14 protein-coding genes are annotated in these 16,380 nt (G+C 42.8%); 4 read left to right on the forward strand and 10 right to left on the reverse strand.

Annotated elements, in window-relative coordinates:
* Nucleotides 1–2 precede the first annotated feature (2 nt).
* From ACN6NB_RS08990 to ACN6NB_RS09005, 4 genes are all read right to left on the reverse strand, one after another.
* Nucleotides 3–461, reverse strand: a complete 459-nt coding sequence (locus ACN6NB_RS08990; RefSeq protein WP_039179076.1) for a PTS sugar transporter subunit IIA — start codon at nucleotides 459–461, stop codon at nucleotides 3–5.
* A gap of 15 nt (nucleotides 462–476) precedes the next feature.
* The gene (locus ACN6NB_RS08995) at nucleotides 477–1,892 is read right to left on the reverse strand and encodes a PTS fructose transporter subunit IIC (protein ID WP_039179080.1); all 1,416 of its coding nucleotides are present in this window, start codon (nucleotides 1,890–1,892) and stop codon (nucleotides 477–479) included.
* A 12-nt stretch (nucleotides 1,893–1,904) separates the two neighbouring features.
* Nucleotides 1,905–2,819 (reverse strand): 1-phosphofructokinase, encoded by a 915-nt coding sequence (pfkB, locus tag ACN6NB_RS09000; protein WP_151284336.1) that lies wholly within the window; start codon nucleotides 2,817–2,819, stop codon nucleotides 1,905–1,907.
* Nucleotides 2,820–2,949: 130 nt separating this feature from the next.
* Nucleotides 2,950–3,726 carry a MurR/RpiR family transcriptional regulator gene (locus tag ACN6NB_RS09005; RefSeq protein ID WP_059377363.1) on the reverse strand — a complete coding sequence of 259 codons (777 nt, stop codon included), beginning with the start codon at nucleotides 3,724–3,726 and terminating at the stop codon, nucleotides 2,950–2,952.
* A gap of 159 nt (nucleotides 3,727–3,885) precedes the next feature.
* Here ACN6NB_RS09005 and ACN6NB_RS09010 point away from each other — a divergent pair, with 159 nt between their 5' ends.
* Nucleotides 3,886–5,292: a phospholipase D-like domain-containing protein gene (locus tag ACN6NB_RS09010; RefSeq protein WP_144491281.1), complete on the forward strand. Its 1,407-nt coding sequence runs from the start codon at nucleotides 3,886–3,888 to the stop codon at nucleotides 5,290–5,292.
* Between the two features lie 7 nt (nucleotides 5,293–5,299).
* Here ACN6NB_RS09010 and ACN6NB_RS09015 read toward each other — a convergent pair whose 3' ends face one another.
* The 3 genes from ACN6NB_RS09015 to ACN6NB_RS09025 are packed head-to-tail and all read right to left on the reverse strand — an operon-like array spanning nucleotide 5,300 to nucleotide 6,926.
* Nucleotides 5,300–5,785: a DMT family transporter gene (locus ACN6NB_RS09015; protein WP_144491282.1), complete on the reverse strand. Its 486-nt coding sequence runs from the start codon at nucleotides 5,783–5,785 to the stop codon at nucleotides 5,300–5,302.
* A 21-nt stretch (nucleotides 5,786–5,806) separates the two neighbouring features.
* A complete protein-coding gene (locus ACN6NB_RS09020; protein ID WP_126681939.1) occupies nucleotides 5,807–6,487 on the reverse strand; it encodes a Crp/Fnr family transcriptional regulator in 681 nt (226 codons plus the stop codon).
* A 13-nt stretch (nucleotides 6,488–6,500) separates the two neighbouring features.
* Entirely contained in the window at nucleotides 6,501–6,926 is a 426-nt protein-coding gene (locus ACN6NB_RS09025; protein WP_039183136.1) for a DMT family transporter, read from the reverse strand.
* 211 nt (nucleotides 6,927–7,137) lie between these two features.
* Here ACN6NB_RS09025 and ACN6NB_RS09030 point away from each other — a divergent pair, with 211 nt between their 5' ends.
* Entirely contained in the window at nucleotides 7,138–8,565 is a 1,428-nt protein-coding gene (locus ACN6NB_RS09030; RefSeq protein ID WP_144491283.1) for an aldehyde dehydrogenase family protein, read from the forward strand.
* 69 nt (nucleotides 8,566–8,634) lie between these two features.
* Here the strand turns inward: ACN6NB_RS09030 and ACN6NB_RS09035 are convergent, their stop codons facing one another.
* Nucleotides 8,635–9,033 (reverse strand): YobA family protein, encoded by a 399-nt coding sequence (locus tag ACN6NB_RS09035; protein ID WP_260982312.1) that lies wholly within the window; start codon nucleotides 9,031–9,033, stop codon nucleotides 8,635–8,637.
* Nucleotides 9,034–9,294: 261 nt separating this feature from the next.
* Here ACN6NB_RS09035 and ACN6NB_RS09040 point away from each other — a divergent pair, with 261 nt between their 5' ends.
* Both ACN6NB_RS09040 and cysI read left to right on the forward strand, forming a co-directional pair.
* Entirely contained in the window at nucleotides 9,295–11,115 is a 1,821-nt protein-coding gene (locus tag ACN6NB_RS09040; RefSeq protein WP_144491285.1) for an assimilatory sulfite reductase (NADPH) flavoprotein subunit, read from the forward strand.
* 33 nt (nucleotides 11,116–11,148) lie between these two features.
* Nucleotides 11,149–12,867: an assimilatory sulfite reductase (NADPH) hemoprotein subunit gene (gene cysI, locus ACN6NB_RS09045; RefSeq protein ID WP_059377376.1), complete on the forward strand. Its 1,719-nt coding sequence runs from the start codon at nucleotides 11,149–11,151 to the stop codon at nucleotides 12,865–12,867.
* Between the two features lie 28 nt (nucleotides 12,868–12,895).
* On the opposite strand, the gene ACN6NB_RS09050 is transcribed toward cysI, so the two are convergent.
* Nucleotides 12,896–14,830 (reverse strand): AMP-binding protein, encoded by a 1,935-nt coding sequence (locus tag ACN6NB_RS09050; RefSeq protein WP_144491286.1) that lies wholly within the window; start codon nucleotides 14,828–14,830, stop codon nucleotides 12,896–12,898.
* Nucleotides 14,831–14,843: 13 nt separating this feature from the next.
* On the reverse strand, nucleotides 14,844–16,367 hold the full coding sequence (locus ACN6NB_RS09055) for an acyl-CoA carboxylase subunit beta (RefSeq protein WP_106025084.1): 1,524 nt from the start codon (nucleotides 16,365–16,367) through the stop codon (nucleotides 14,844–14,846).
* Between the last annotated feature and the right edge of the window lie 13 nt (nucleotides 16,368–16,380).

Consider the following 16,380-nt stretch of genomic DNA (forward strand, 5'->3'; position numbering starts at 1 on the left):
GATCAAACATCCTCTCTCGTTAAAATATCCGTTTCTAATACAGCCAGCATGTCTTCATTTGTTCTTGTTTCCAGCAGTTTTTGACGTTTCGTTTCATCCATTAAGCCTCGTGAAAGGGCAGAAAGAGCCTTTAAATGAGTCGTACCTGCTTCACTTTTAGGAATCAATAAGGATAAGAAGAAAAAGCAAGGCTTCCCATCAAAAGCGTCCCATTCAATGCCTGTTTCCGTGCGGACGATCACAAGTGCTGGTTTCGTGATGGCTTCTGTTTGTGTATGCGGAATGGCAAATCCATCTTGAAAACCGGTTGTACTCAGAGCTTCTCTTTCCGCTAAGCCTTTTTTGACTTCCTCTGGTGAGGTGCAAATACCTGCTTTGTAGGCAATGTCAGCAATGGCTGCGAACACGCCAGCCTGTGAAGAAGCTGTTTCGTGAAGATTCATATAGATATGTTCCATTATTTCTCTTCCTCCCTCTTAAACTGCGGGTTTGTCTATTTTTTTACGGTAAAGTCCGTATAGAATCGCACCTACAATTGATCCGATTAGTATGGAAAGCACCCATTGGAATGCACCTGTGACAACTGGAAGGACAAGGAATCCACCATGCGGAGCTGGAACCTGCACGCCAAACAAATATGTCAATATAGCAGAGATGGCGGAACCAAACATGATAATTGGCAGGACAACGACTGGGTTTTTTGCCGCAAATGGGATGGCTCCTTCTGTAATATGTGTCGCCCCCAGAATATAGTTGATTGCCCCAGCATTTCGTTCTTGTGGCGTGAAATGTTTTCGGAAAATGGTTGTAGCAATCGCAATGATAAGTGGTGGTGTGATACATGCTGCAGACACACCTGCCATAAAGTAAAGGTTGCCTTGTGCAAGTAAAGCCGTTCCTGTAACATAGGCTGCTTTGTTAAATGGTCCGCCCATATCAAATCCACACATTGCTCCCACAATTAAGCCTAAAAGCAGCGGATTTGTGGATTGTACAGATGAGAGAAAATCCATTAAGGAATTATTTAACCCTGTGATGGGAACCAATAGCGGGGTCATGACAGCCCCAATTAAGAAAATACCGATGACAGGATAGATGAAGATCGATTTTAATCCATCAAGTGATGCTGGTAATTTTTGAAGCAAGAATTGAAGCAATAAAATGATATATCCTGCTGCAAAACCTGCGATAATACCGCCTAAGAAGCCAGCACCTCCATCATTTGCAAGGAGCCCTCCTATAAAACCGACGACCATCCCTGGGCGTCTTGCGATCGAATCAGCGATAAATGCTGCTAAAATTGGTACCATTAAGCTGAAGCCAAGTCCGCCAATGCTTTTCAAATAGGCGGCAAACGGATGATACGTTTCGTGCTGAGGATCAGCAGAGTAGATTCCGAATAGGAAGGAAATAGCTATTAAGACCCCGCCTCCAACAACAAATGGCAGCATGTGTGATACACCGTTCATTAAGTGCTTATAAATAGTGTGTATCCATTTATTTGCCGACTTTTGTTGAGAGGATGAAGGAGCAGATGGTTTCTCTGTTCCAGAAGCTCTTCCTTTCACTTGATGAACGGGAGCATCTCCATTGATAATGCTCTGAATCAGCTCAGTCGGCGTGCGAATGCCTTTGGCTACAGGCACTTCAATCAGTGGCTTGCCGTGAAAACGGTCTGTATGCACATCTTTGTCGGCTGCCACAATGACTCCATCTGCTTCCATAATGTCTTGATCAGTTAAAGCGTTTTCAATTCCTACTTGACCATGCGTTTCGACTTTGATGTCGACCCCTAGTTGCTCAGCAGCGATTTTTAATGCTTCAGCTGCCATAAATGTGTGTGCAATGCCTGTTGGACAGCCGGTTGCAGCGACAATTTTTTTACGGCTCATGTGTATTCCCCCTTATATTTTCTGTATGTGTACTTGCTCAATCAATGAATCAATGTCATGTAAATCACTTAAGCCTTTCGAAAATGCGGTAGAGGCTCCTGTTGCAATGCTGTAGCGTAAGCATTCTTCAGGTGAATGTCCTTCAAGCTGTTTACTAAGAAAAGCTGCAAGCATCGCATCTCCTGAACAAGCTGTGTTTACTACAATGCCTGTCGGTGCGTTTCCTTTTAAGACGGCGTTTTTCGTAATGAACAAAGCCCCTTCTCCCCCGCGGGAAATAAGCACTTGCTCTGCACCCATCTCAATAAGCTTTTCTCCTGATTGAATGAGTTCTTTTTCTGACAGAGGATGTGTTTTGCCGAAAAAAGCAGCCATTTCTTCTTCATTCGGTTTTAATAAGTACGGCTTGTATTGAAGCGTCTCAAGAACCGCTGCAGAGCTTGTGTCTAAAATGAACTTGACGCTTTGTTGATGGCAAATAGCTGCTACTTCTGAAAAAATGCTGGCAGGAACGCCCTTTGGCAAACTGCCTGACATGATGAGGATGCCCCCCTGCGGGATAGCTGCAATTTTCTCACGAAAGGCGTGAAGCGCTTTTTCTTCAATCGCAGGGCCCTGGTTCACGAGCTTGTATTCTTCTGTCGTATTAATAAAAACATTAATGCGTGTAATTCCCTCAACCGAGATAAAATCGGTCTGAATAGAGAGATCCTTTAAGGATTGTTCAATATAAGAGCCTGAAAACCCAGCGATAAACCCTAATGCAGTGCTGGTGAAGCCATATTTCTTTAGCATAATCGACACGTTCACGCCTTTTCCATTCGGCTGATAATCTTCATCTTCCGTACGGTTGACTGCATTTGCCCGCATTTCTTTTAATGCAATATATAGGTCAATAGCAGGATTTAAGGTGCAGGTATAAATCAATTGGTTTCACCTTCTTTCTTTTCTCTAAAGAAAGTATCTCATACGATTCAGTGAAAATGTTTTCAGAATGTGTAAAGGTTTTCATGAGAAAAAGCCTTCCAGATCAAAGTCTCGAAGGCTTTCTTATTGGTTATTTCATTCGGATCACATAGGCATCGAGTAAAATGCGGGCAATGACATGGAGAGACAGGCGGGATCTGACTTCATAATCTGGGAAGAAAGATTGTTCCCCTTTATATCCGACTAGTGTCATATCTGATATTTTGCTTAATGTAGAATCTATTCTTGTCGTGACTGTAATAGTTGTCACTTGCTTCATGCTGAGATTTTGACACGCTTCAACGAGCTCAGACGTTTCGCCATTTAATGAAACAAAGATGGCAAGCTCACTTTTTTCAATGTCTCGCGATTTCAGCCGAATGATATTCGGATCGTCGTGTACTTCACATGTTTTCCCGATGAGCTGTAACTTGATGGTCATCTCTTTGGCGATCATCTCTGAGAAGCCTCTGCCGAAAATATAAATTTTGTCTGCATTATGTATTTTTTGAACGGCATCTTCAATTTGTCCAATACTTTGCAGCTGGATCGTCTTTAAAACCTCTTCTTCATTTTTCCGAATCGCTAGTTTGATGTCTTCATCAATATTTTTGAGCTGGTCGCTTGCATCTGTCATTTTCTTTTCTTGTTTCAATCGATATTTAAAGGATGTATAGCCATTATAACCAATTTTTTTCATCAGTCTGACAATTGTGGCTGTCGATACATTGGCTCTTTCGCTTAAAGTGACAATGGATAAGGTGGAGATATCCTCTAAATGCTGGTGAATATAATTGAGTAAATAACGTTCTGTTTCACTTAACGTTTGATATACATCGCTTGGGATGTTAAATAATGATTCGTTCAATTCGATTCCCCCTTACTCATTTCATACTATAATTAAATACCCAATAAAAACAAGATGATTCTTTTGTCATGTATTTAGGTGAAAGGCGAAAATGAGTGAAATTTTATTTTTGACATAAACTAAGGAAAAGTTGTGTCTATGTGAAAGGAGCTGATCCGTATGCTTCATCTTTTGTTTTATCTGATCCTTCTCTATGTCGTTTATGTCTTTTTGACCGCATTTGTTTTGTTTTATTTACCGATTCAAAAAACATGCAAAGAACATTGTATCTATAAAGCCTCTTCCATCTCAGGAGACGATCAGGGCACAAATCAAGTGATGCTTCTTGACGATGGATTTGAGTCTGGCCAGGCCAGAATTCAAATGATTCGTGAGGCAAAGAGGATGATCCGTCTTAGTTATTATTCCATTCAAAAGGGAAAAACAGCCGAATGGGTACTAGGTGCTTTAATTGAAGCAGCTGATCGAGGGGTAAAGGTTCAGCTGCTTTTAGACGGCATTTGCCACAGTTTGCGTGGACCGCTGAAGCATTTACGGTATGCCGTGGCAAATCATCCGAACATGGCCATTCGTTTTTATGAGCCCTTTCGGTTATTTAAGCCATGGACGTGGCATAACCGCCTTCATGATAAGCTGCTGCTGGCAGATGGCCGAGTAGCTGTCATGGGCGGAAGAAATATCGGTGATAAATACTTTGCAGATCAGCCGCCGAAAGACTTTGCATTTGACCGCGATGTGCTGCTTTATAACGACAAAAAAGGAAAAGTATTAGATGAAATGGAGCAATATTTCGTTTATTTATGGAATCATAACTTTACGAAAAAAACAAAAGCCGTGTTCTCCAAGCAAAAAGCAAAAAATGGCTTAAAACTAAGAAAGAAACTGCTTAGGTCCTATCAGGAGGCAGTGCGTACGAAAGAACCTTTTGTGATGTCGTCCTTTAATTGGGCAGCAGATACCACCTCAGTAAAACAGATTGCATTCTTTACAAATCCAGTGGAGCGCTTCAATAAGCGTCCTCTTGTACTGAAAAAATTAAACGATCTTGCTCACCGGGCAAAGCGATCTGTGCTCATACAGACACCTTATATTATCCCGACACGACCCATGAAGGAAGGCCTCACTCCATTAGCTAGCGAGATTCAAACAACAGTTGTCACGAATTCTCTGACAGCCACGCCAAATCCTTTAGCTTTTGCAGGCTACTTAAGCACGAAAAAGGAACTGATGAAAACAGGCGTTCATTTGTACGAATATGAAGGTCCGTATTCCATTCATGCGAAATCGATGGTCATTGATGATTATTTAAGTATTATTGGAACATATAATTTAGATGCGAGGTCTAGTTTTTTAAATACAGAGTCGATTTTGGTCATTGATAGTGCCCCGTTTGCGCTATCACTTACTCAGGCAATCGAACGTAAAATCGCCTATAGTATTCTCGTCGCGAAGGACAAAGCAGCCTATAAAGCGGACGGCTATGGGCAGAAAAAAAAGCCTTTGATGAAAAGGCTCCTTTTAAATGGTTTATCCGCGATAACCGTTTTATGGCGGCGGTTGATCTAAAGGGCAGCTACTCTTGTGGCAGCCCTTTTTCTTCTGATTGCTCTTCTTCTGCTGGTTCCAATTTGGTCAATTTAAACACCAAGATTCCTGCAATAATCACAATGACACCTAATAGTTTTGCGGGCGAAAATTCCACTTTCTCTAACCCAAGCCAGCCAAGCGAATCGAACAAAAGCGCGCAGCCAAGCTGTGAAATCAGGACAATTGAGATTCCATAAGTCGGACCAAGACGTTTGATTGCTTGAACGAGGCAGATGACCACCCCTACTCCAATGGCTCCGCTAATCCAGTACCACGCTTCCATATGTCTTAATTGAAACATGCCGGTTCCTTCTAGCAAAAGACCCATCAAAAGTGAAGCAATAAAGCCCATACCTAGAACGAGAGTGGTTGTTGACCAAGAGCCTGTCTGCTCATTGACCTTACTGTTAAAAATGGTTTGTAAGCTGACGAGTGCGCCAGCCGCGATGGCTAATCCTATTCCTATGATCATGTCTGAATCCCTTCATTTCTTCTATTCATAAATGTTGTGCTCTGCTATTTCTAAGAGCCCTTTCCGGTCAAGAATCGTAATCTCGCCCCTTTGCCTCTCTATCAGCCCTTTTTCACAGAATTGCTGAATCACCCGGTTAATATGACGATAGCTTGTACCAATTAAGCTCGCCGCATCAGTAAGACGAAGTGCGCTCGCGCTGTTATCACCTGTTAATACAGACAATAAGTAGCTTGCGAGCCTGACCTCTACAGGATATAAAAGGTGGAAGCTCAAATCGTTTGATTTCGTATAAAATTTGTTTGTAATCCCTTTTAATAAAAAGGTTAATATGCGGGGGTCATCCTTTGCATATCGCATGAGTGCTTGATGAGAAATCCTTAGCATATGTACTTCTGTGACAGCCTCCACTGTATTGACCATATCTGTCTGCTGAACGTATTCAATATCTCCAATGGCTTCAAGAGGATGTTTAAAACAAAGAATAAAGGTCTTCCCTTCCTTTGTGGTGGTGAAAATCTTTAATTTCCCTTTTACTAACAAGTACAAGTGCTCCCTCTGATCTCCCTTTGAACAAATCAGCTCACCTTGCTCATAGCGCCATAAGCTGACATGTGATATGAGTTTCTGATGAAAGACGTTTTCTAATTGATGTGCCTTGAGATAAGAAGAAAATAGACATTCATCATGAATCTCTTCCATCTGACGCCCTCCTTTATAGCTTTAAAATGATTACACCCGCGATCATCAATAGAATTCCTGCATAATGCGGCCATTTCATTTTCTTCTTCTGTACACCAAACCATCCTTTTGCATCGATTGCAAAGGTAAATGCCAGCTGTGCAATGAGTAAAGCAGCGATGGTCAGTGTGACACCGATCATTTGAATCGCAGTGACTTCATTAAAAATAATAATGGCTGCAAATGCGCCGCCTACTAAATAAAGCGGCTGCACCTTTCGATATTCTCGAACGTGTCCGTCACGTACGATTAGTAAAATGATAAGTGCGATAACAAAACCGGTCAGCTGCGTGATGGTTGCCGCCTGCCATGTCCCGATATCCTGGCTGATTCTTGCGTTTGCTACGCCTTGCAGTGTAATACAAGCGCCTCCTAATAAAGCGAAAATAACACCTTTCATTCGTTCAAATGCTCCTTCTTTTTTCAGTCTAGTTCCATTAAATGATAGATGCCCTGATGTTGAAAAGGACATATGTCCCACTTTGCGTATTATATCAGAAACTTTTCTTTTACAGTTTCATCGTTTTAGATTTTTCACAGTGGGTAGAGTTTTATATCACCTGAAAACAGAATATTGAATGGAATCACATATAAAAAGGAGACATGTTAGAATGAGAAATCAAGAGAAACATTTTATTAACGGAGAATGGATCGCATCAACAGGAAACGAAACGACAGAGGTTATCAATCCTGCTACAGAGGAAGTCATTGGCACCATTAGTTTAGGTACAAAAGAAGATTTAGATAAGGCAGTCAAAGCTGCTCGTGCCGCCTTCCCTTCTTTCTCAAAAACATCTCGAAATGAACGCGTAAAGATGCTGGAAAACATTGTGCGCGGCTACGAAAAACGTAAGGATGAACTGATTGAGATCATGACACAAGAGCTCGGTGCACCGCTGAAAGTATCAGAAGAGGTTCATTACAAAATGGGACATGAACATTTTTCTAAAGCAGCGGAAGCACTTAAATCTTATACATTTACTGAGGACCGCGGCGGGCATACCATTATAAAAGAAGCGATTGGTGTCAGCGGATTGATTACACCTTGGAATTTCCCAACGAATCAAACATCACTTAAAATCGCAGGTGCCATTGCAGCAGGTTCACCAGTTGTCTTAAAGCCTGCGGAAATTACACCTTTTGCCGCAATGATTCTTGCAGACATCATTGATGAAGCAGGCGTACCAAAAGGAGTCTTCAACCTAGTTAACGGAACTGGTGACGTCATTGGTGACGGCATTAGCTCACACCCTGATATTGACTTTGTTTCATTTACTGGATCAGGTGCTGTCGGCTCTAAAATAATGGAGAACGCTGCAGACAATATTAAGAAAGTGGCTCTTGAGCTCGGCGGTAAATCCCCTCTTATCGTCTTAGATGATGCAGATGTGGATGAGGCAGCCGAAACAGCCGTTCATCATATTGCGATGAATACAGGTCAAGTATGTTCCGCAGCTACACGTGTGCTGATTCCTGAATCAATGAAAGACGCATTTGAAAAAGCGCTGCTGAATGCCCTGCCGAAGTTTACAGTTGGTGATCCGCGAGAAGATCACGCCACTGGCCCGCTTGTCTCCAAAAAGCAGTGGGATACCGTGCAGTCTTATATTGAAAAAGGAATTCAAGAAGGTGCCAATCTGCTTGCTGGGGGAACTGGGAAGCCGGACGGACTAGACAAAGGATATTTTGCCAAGCATACTATTTTCACAAATGTGAAAAATGATATGACCATTGCGCAAGAGGAAATATTCGGACCCGTCATGAGTGTGATCACATATCAAGACCTGGATCATGCCCTTGAGATTGCCAATGATACAGTGTACGGTCTTGCTGGATATGTGGTTGGAAAAGATGAAAAAACATTAAAATATGTAGCTGAACATATTCGTGCCGGTCAAATTACCATTAACAATGCCGAAACAGATTACTTTGCCCCGTTTGGCGGCTTTAAGCAATCTGGTATCGGAAGAGAATGGGGAGACTTCGGAATCGAGGAATATTTAGAAGTGAAAGCTGTGATGGGACTTCCAACAGCATAATTTGAAAAAGGAGAAAAACCTTAGGGTTTTTCTCCTTTTTCATGATAGAAAGAATCTGCCCCTGCTCCCCTACTTATCCATCATGATGTGATATTTTTTGACCGTTGCTTTAGGAGGAGCCGATTCTTGTAACTCATCGAACCAAACCTCAATCGTTTGACCCTGTGACAGCTTTTTAGAATCTACTTTCGTTAAGTCGATTATGATGAGATCGTCTTTATACTTATCAATAAATAGTTGTGTATTCAATGAATCATCGCTTTTTAGAGGCGTTCTATTATTTATAAGAAGTAAATTTGTTTCCCCTTTACTTAGCAGTACGCCTTTTTTTGAAAAAGATGCTGTTGTTTTATTCTTATTGTATGAATCCTTTATATTGCCCTTTGGAGAATTGCACGCTGCTAATAAAATGAGAACAATCAAGAAGACAAGCCGAAAACATTTTCTGTTTTTAAATTTTAGCTGCATCAATTTTCATACACCCCTTTTCAATTCCTTACGATTGCTTCTTCATTCAAAACGGCCCCATTTTTCTTAAGGTGCTTTATACAGATAAGCGATTCATCTTCAAGTTCCTTCACCTTGCAAAGGTATTAGAAATCTTAATCATGACAATCAATATTATATATTTTACTTAATGGCAAACTTTCGGTAAAGTTCAAATTGAACCTATATATATAATTCCTATCGAATTAATCTATGTTTATATTCCTTGTGAGGTGGATATCGTTGCAACTTCATGTATTGAACAGTCCGTTTAGTCAGCAGCAGGCAGAACTGCTTAATCAGCTGCTTCCGACTTTAACAGATCAGCAAAAAATTTGGCTTACCGGTTATTTATCAGCACAGGCAGCTTTAACCGGATTAGAAAATACTGCCCAAACCCCTTCTCCTTCTGCTGCAGCACCAGCGCAGCCTGTCAGCAAAGATGTGACCGTGCTTTATGGCTCGCAAACAGGCAATTCTGAAGGGTTAGCAAAAAAGACAGCGCAGCATCTTGAAGAGAAAGGTTTTCAAGTGACGCTCTCTTCTATGTCAGATTTTAAACCAAATAGTCTGAAAAAAATAAACAATTTACTGATCATTGTCAGCACACATGGTGAGGGAGATCCGCCTGATAATGCCCTTTCTTTCCATGAATATGTTCACGGCAGACGTGCACCAAAGCTTGATCATTTAAGCTTTTCTGTCCTTTCACTTGGTGACAGCTCTTACGAATTCTTCTGTCAAACAGGTAAAGAATTTGATGAGCGTTTAAAAGAGCTTGGCGGAACGCGTCTTTTCGATCGAGTGGACTGTGACCTTGATTATGATGAGCCGTTTTCTGAATGGCTTCAAGGGGTGGCATCTTCACTTAGTGAAGGCGGAGCCGCAGCAACCCAGCAGGAATCAGCAGGAGTAAACACTCAAACCGCTGCATCTGAATACTCAAGAACAAATCCTTTTTATGCTGAAGTGCTTGAAAATCTCAACCTAAATGGCCGCGGCTCTAACAAAGAAACCCGTCATTTGGAGCTTTCTCTTGAAGGATCAGGACTTGTTTATGAGCCAGGTGACAGCCTTGGTATTTATCCAACAAATGATCCTGCGCTTGTTGATGAACTGATCACAACATGCGGATGGAATGCAGAGGAAACCGTCACCGTTCATAAAAACGGCGGCACGCTTCCTTTAAAAGAAGCACTCACCTCTCATTTTGAGATTACCGTATTAACAAAACCTCTTCTTCAAAAGATGGCGTCCTTTACAAAAAGCGAAGCCTTGCAGGCCCTTTTAGAAGAAGGAAGCGAAGAAAAATTAAAAGCGTATATAGCAGGAAGAGATTTAGTAGATGCTGCTCGTGATTTCGGTCCTTTTGAAGGAACAGCGGCAGACTTCGCTGCGATTTTAAGAAAAATTCCTGCACGCCTTTATTCCATTGCAAGCAGCCTTAAAGCAAATGAAGAAGAAGTTCATTTGACGATCGGTGCTGTGAGATATGATGCTCACGGAAGAGAACGTCAAGGTGTCTGCTCAATCTTATGTGCGGAGCGCTTAGAGCCAGGTGATAAGCTACCTGTTTATATCCAGCACAATCAAAACTTTAAGCTTCCTGAAAACCATGATGCACCGATCATTATGGTGGGACCAGGCACAGGTATCGCCCCTTTCCGTTCATTTATGCAGGAGCGTGAGGAAGTTGGTGCAGATGGAAAGTCATGGTTGTTCTTCGGTGATCAGCACTTTGTGACGGATTTCTTATATCAAACCGAATGGCAAAAGTGGTTAAAAGATGGTGTGTTAACGAAAATGGATGTGGCTTTTTCAAGAGATTCAGAGGAAAAAGTATATGTCCAGCACCAAATGAAGAAACAAAGTAAAGAATTATTCGAATGGCTGGAACAAGGTGCCTATGTATATGTCTGCGGAGATGAAAAACATATGGCGCATGATGTTCATGATACCCTTCTATCAATCATCCAAGAAGAAGGTGCGATGAGCAAAGAGAAAGCAGAAAGCTATCTAGCCAACTTGCAGCAGCAAAAACGCTATCAGCGTGACGTATATTGATTGAATGCTTGAGAGAAAGGAGCTTTTACTTACATGGTGAAGACAGCATTAACAGCGCCGGATGGACCTCCGAGCGACGTAGAGGAAATCAAAGAAAAAAGTGATTATTTACGGGGTACATTAAAAGAAGTGATGCTTGATCCGATTTCAGCGGGTATTCCTGATGATGATAACCGCCTGATGAAGCATCATGGCAGTTATTTACAGGATGATCGTGACCTGAGAAATGAACGGCAAAAACAAAAGCTTGAGCCTGCCTATCAATTTATGCTGCGCGTCCGCCTGCCTGGCGGAATTGCTACATCCAAGCAGTGGCTTGTCATGGATGAGCTTGCTCATAAATATGGAAACGGTACGTTAAAGCTGACAACTCGTGAAACCTTTCAGCTTCACGGTATTTTAAAATGGAACATGAAAAAGACCATTCAAGACATCCACTCTACTATGCTTGATACAATCGCTGCTTGCGGCGATGTGAACCGTAATGTCATGTGTACGTCAAATCCCTATCAATCAGAAGTACACCATGACGTATACGAGCTCGCCAAAAAATTAAGTGATGACCTGCTTCCGCAAACAAGAGCATATCATGAAATTTGGCTTGATGAGGAAAAAGTAGCGGCTACGCCTGATACAGAGGTTGAGCCGATGTATGGTCCGCTTTATCTGCCAAGAAAATTCAAGATTGGTGTGGCGGTCCCTCCTGCTAACGATATAGATGTCTTTTCGCAGGATTTAGGCTTCATTGCGATTATTGAAAATGATCAATTAGTCGGCTTTAATGTCGCGATTGGCGGCGGAATGGGCATGACGCATGGTGATACAGCGACCTATCCTCAGCTTGCAAAAGTGATTGGCTTTTGTACACCGGAACAAGTTGTAGAGATTGCCAAACAAGTGATCACTATTCAACGTGACTACGGAAACCGTTCGGTGAGAAAAAATGCCCGCTTTAAATATACAGTGGACCGTCTCGGTCTTGAGAATGTAAAAGAAGAGCTTGAACGCCGCCTAGGGTTTACCCTTTTAGACGCAAGAGATTACCACTTTGATCATAACGGTGACCGCTATGGCTGGGTAAAAGGCATCAATGGCAGATGGCATTATACGATGTTTGTAGAAGGCGGCCGCATCACGGATTACGATGACTACCCGCTGATGACAGGCATCCGTGAAATCGCAAAGATTCATACAGGTGACTTCCGCTTAACAGCGAATCAAAATTTAATGATTGGAAATGTCACAACGCATAAAAAGAAACAAATCGAGCAGCTCATTCAGGAGTTCGGTTTATCAGCTGGCCAGCAGCACTCGGCACTGCGCCGCAGTTCAATGGCTTGTGTTTCTCTTCCAACATGTGGTTTAGCGATGGCAGAAGCAGAACGCTACCTCCCGCGCTTAATTGACAAAATTGAAGAGATTGTCGAAGAAAACGGCTTAAGTGATAAAGAAATCACGATTCGTATGACTGGATGTCCAAATGGATGCGCCCGTCATGCACTAGGTGAAATTGGCTTTATCGGGAAATCACCTGGCAAATACAATATGTATCTAGGCGCTGCTTTCGATGGCAGCAGATTAAGTAAACTGTACCGAGAAAATGTTGGAGAAGAAGACATTTTAAACGAGCTTGGCTCTCTTCTCCCCCGCTATGCAAAAGAACGTGAAGAGGATGAACATTTCGGTGATTTTGTGATTCGGGCAGGAATTGTAAAAGCAACAACAGATGGCACGAATTTTCATGTGCAATAAAAAAGACAGGGATCTCTCCTGTCTTTTTTTATATACTTTGTTTCCTTTTCAAGTATTCGAAAATGCATTTGTAGACATTCGGATTATCTAAAGAAGATAGATCTGGTGAAGGCTGCTGCTCATACGCGCCTTTTAATAAACGACGGACGATTTTTCCGTTTCTTGTTTTCGGTAAAGCTGAAATGAGATGAATTTCCTTTGGAGTGAGCGCTTTCCCCGCATATGAACCAACATGAGTTTTAAGCTCTGAAATGAGTGCTGCTTCTTCGAAAGACTGTAATCTGGCTACGACGAAACAAACAAGTGCTTCTCCCTTCACCTCATCCTTGACTCCAATCACAGCAGCCTCATGTACGGCTGGATGCCCGACAAGAATGGATTCAATTTCAGCTGGACCGACACGTTTTCCTGCTGTATTAATGACATCATCCGATCTGCCCGTGATATGGAAGGCGCCATCCTCTGATTGCATCACCCAATCACCGTGTGTCCACACCCCATCAAATCGTTTGAAATATGTGTCTTCATATCGCTCTGGATCTTTCCAAAATCCACATGTCATACCGACCCATGGCTTTTTCACAACAAGCTCCCCTACCTCATTCATCACGCTCTGTCCTGCCTCATTAAAAACATCTGCCGCCATTCCTAAGATTGCCGCATTAAAAAGGATCGGTTTGATTGGACGAAGCAGCGTACTTCCTACAATACCGCCAGAAACCTCTGTTCCCCCTGAGTAATTTAAGATCGGAATATGCTTTTGACCAATTGTGTCAAAAAGCCATTGCCATGGTGCTTCATTCCAAGGTTCACCTGTAGAAATGATGGCTTTGACATGCGGCAGCTCAATGTCTGCAAGGTTTTGCTGCATTGCAGATCGAACAAAAGTTGGTGAAAGTCCAAAATGGGTGACTTTTTGCTCGTGGATGAATGACCAAAGGTGCTGTTCATCTGGATAATCGGGGGCGCCGTCATATAAAACAATTGCAGCTCCATTGATCAAGCCGCCAAAGACGAGAAATGGCCCCATCATCCATCCCATGTCTGTGAGCCAAAACAAGCGGTCTCCTTTTGCAACATCCATACAAAGACCAGCATCAAAAGCCGCTTTTACAGGAAAGCCTGCGTGGGTATGAACAGCCCCTTTTGGTGTACCGGTTGTTCCAGACGTGTATAAGATCATAAGAGGATCTTGATTTGAAAGATAACTCGTTTCACTCATTGGTTCTTCTTTTAACAAATCGTTTAGCTTGATATCCTCTTTATATCCAGTAGGAGAGGAAGCGTGTACAATGACTGTTTTGACGGTCTTGGTTTTGTCGATTGCTTCTGCCGCACATTCCCGCATGTTGATCGTTTTTCCCCGGCGCGTCACGGTTGAGCCTGTGACGACAATGCTTGCCCCCGATGCACGAATACGTACGGCAAGAGGCTCGATTCCATAGCCAGAAAAAACTGGGCTAAAGATGACACCAATCTTTGCAAAGGCAAGCATGACGGCAGCCGTTTCCGGAAGCATCGGCATATAAATGACCGCCACATCCCCTTTTTGAATTCCCTTCTTCAAAAAACCAGCAGCGAGACGATTGACCTTTTCCTGAAGTTCGAGAAACGTCCATCTTCTTTCTTCTCCCGCTTCATTTCTCCAAATCACGGCTGGTTGATGCTGGGTTTCTTCATTCTCTGCCCATTTGTCAACAGCCGTTTCGACCACGTTGAGCCGGCCGCCTTTAAACCAATTGGGCCACATGAATGAATCATGGCCTAATGCGGTTTCATACGGCTCCTTCCACACGATGCCGACCACCTTTTCAGCTTCTCTCCAAAACCAATCGGTACGCTCGATACTAGCTTGATAGAACGCATCGTAAGTAGAAAAACCAAGTGAATGCATCCATTTGTAAAGACGTGTTTGTTTCATCATCTGCTCTTCGGGGATCCACGCTGGTTTTTGGTTCATCATGAGGCCGCCCCCTTTAGACCGGATAAACCGGGTGTTTTCGTCTTGTAAATGTCATCTCTTTTGAGGTATAGGCTTGTAATCTATGACAAAGCTCATCTCGCAAATGGTCAAATGGGATGACACCATCGACAATCATTTCTGAGGCAAGCTCATATATATTCATATCTTCCTGGTATTCCTTGCGTTTTTCTTGTATAAATGCCGCCCTCTCTTCTACAGGCAGTTCGGCAATTTTATTCGCATAGACAGCATTTACAGCGGCTTCTGGCCCCATGACAGCAATTTGTGCTGATGGAAGTGCGAGACAGCAGTCCGGTTCAAAGGCTGGTCCTGCCATTGCATATAAACCTGCACCATATGCTTTACGAACAATGACGGATATTTTCGGAACGGTTGCCTCTGACATGGCGGAGATCATTTTCGCCCCATGCCTAATAATGCCTGCTTGTTCCACTTTTGTTCCGATCATAAACCCCGGTATATCCGCAAGAAAAAGGAGCGGAATATGAAAGGCGTCACATAGCTGAATAAACTTGGCGGCTTTGTCGGCCGAGTCATGGAATAATACGCCGCCTTTTACCCTCGGCTGGTTGGCAATAAGACCGACAGGCTGACCATTCATACGGCCAAATCCTGTGATCAGCTCTGCGGCAAATAGCTTTTTGATTTCAAAAAATGAGCCTTCATCAATGAGTAAATCAATAAGCTGATACATATCAAAAGGGGTATTCTGCCCTTTAGGGATGAGATCTTGAATGGTAATCTCTGATGGTTTAGGTGCTTTTGCGGCTGCCCGTTTTGGTTTTTCTGTATAATTGGCAGGCATGTAAGTTAAATAGGTGCGAGCGATTTGAATGGCTTCTTCTTCTGTTTTTGCTAAAATATCGCCGCACCCAGAAATGCTGCAATGCATTTTCGCCCCGCCCATTTCTTCAAGTGATACTTTCTCTCCAATCACCATTTCGGCCATTCGCGGTGAGCCTAAATACATTGAGGCATTCCCTTCGACCATGACGACGATGTCACAAAAAGCAGGAATGTAAGCACCTCCGGCTGCAGAAGGACCAAATAGTAAACAAATTTGCGGAATACGTCCAGACAGCTTTACCTGGTTATAAAAAATGCGGCCTGCACCTCTTCTGCCTGGAAACATGGCGATTTGATCGGTGATTCTAGCACCCGCAGAGTCGACTAAATACAGCATCGGACAGTTGAGTTTTTCGACTGTTTCTTGGATTCTAATGATTTTTTCTACCGTTTTGACGCCCCATGATCCTGCTTTGACGGTAGAATCATTTGCCATGACGCAAACCGTCTGCCCATTCATCCGCCCCGTCCCTGTGACAACACCATCTGCTGGTAAATGTTCATCTTGACACTCGGCAAACATGGCATCCTCAATGAAAGAATCCTCATCTAATAACAACTGGAGGCGGTCACGGACGAATAATTTTCCTTTTTCTTTGTTTTTTTGATGGTATCGCTCGGCCCCGCCTTTCAGAATCTGCTGTTTTTTCTTTTCATATTCTTCAATCATACCCATTCCCCTT

The sequence above is a fragment of the Bacillus sp. 11B20 genome, assembly GCF_056098985.1.

Excerpts from the sequence above, each read along its gene's own strand:
- ACN6NB_RS08995 (WP_039179080.1), bottom strand. The coding sequence starts at position 1,892 with ATGAGCCGTAAAAAAATTGTCGCTGCAACCGGCTGTCCAACAGGCATT.
- ACN6NB_RS09010 (WP_144491281.1), top strand. The coding sequence starts at position 3,886 with ATGCTTCATCTTTTGTTTTATCTGATCCTTCTCTATGTCGTTTATGTC.
- ACN6NB_RS09030 (WP_144491283.1), top strand. The coding sequence starts at position 7,138 with ATGAGAAATCAAGAGAAACATTTTATTAACGGAGAATGGATCGCATCA.
- ACN6NB_RS09050 (WP_144491286.1), bottom strand. The coding sequence starts at position 14,830 with ATGATGAACCAAAAACCAGCGTGGATCCCCGAAGAGCAGATGATGAAA.
- cysI (WP_059377376.1), top strand. The coding sequence starts at position 11,149 with ATGGTGAAGACAGCATTAACAGCGCCGGATGGACCTCCGAGCGACGTA.
- ACN6NB_RS09020 (WP_126681939.1), bottom strand. The coding sequence starts at position 6,487 with ATGGAAGAGATTCATGATGAATGTCTATTTTCTTCTTATCTCAAGGCA.
- ACN6NB_RS09025 (WP_039183136.1), bottom strand. The coding sequence starts at position 6,926 with ATGAAAGGTGTTATTTTCGCTTTATTAGGAGGCGCTTGTATTACACTG.
- ACN6NB_RS09055 (WP_106025084.1), bottom strand. The coding sequence starts at position 16,367 with ATGATTGAAGAATATGAAAAGAAAAAACAGCAGATTCTGAAAGGCGGG.
- ACN6NB_RS09015 (WP_144491282.1), bottom strand. The coding sequence starts at position 5,785 with ATGATCATAGGAATAGGATTAGCCATCGCGGCTGGCGCACTCGTCAGC.
- ACN6NB_RS09035 (WP_260982312.1), bottom strand. The coding sequence starts at position 9,033 with ATGCAGCTAAAATTTAAAAACAGAAAATGTTTTCGGCTTGTCTTCTTG.